The sequence below is a fragment of the Paenibacillus sp. LS-5 genome (genome assembly GCF_056121505.1).
This window is the reverse complement of sequence record NZ_JBWAVA010000088.1, coordinates 1-265: the sequence shown is the minus strand read 5'-3', so window position 1 is coordinate 265 and position 265 is coordinate 1. Positions and strand designations below refer to the sequence as shown.

Below are 265 nucleotides of genomic sequence, written 5' to 3'. Positions count from 1 at the left end.
AGAGGCGCGACCGCCGCTACGGCCATGTCCTCGTCATGGGCGAGGGAACCCGTTATCCCGTCAGGCCATACCGGCGCACCGGCTGACGAGCGCAGGATAGCAATGTCGTGCAGGCCAAGCTCCGCCAGCAACCCGTGTGCGACCCGCCGCGCGGCACCGCTGGCCCGTCGCCTGGCCGGGTGGCGCGATGGTATGGAGCGTGCTTCCCGGGGCAGCAGGAAAGCCTCATCCTCTTCACGGATGCTCCGGCATCCGACCCGGATGC

General features: G+C 69.4%; 1 pseudogene. It reads right to left on the bottom strand.

The window, feature by feature from the left end:
• Positions 1-194, bottom strand: a pseudogene (locus AC0MA3_RS26570) (hypothetical protein); the annotation flags it as partial.
• Positions 195-265: the final 71 nt, after the last annotated feature.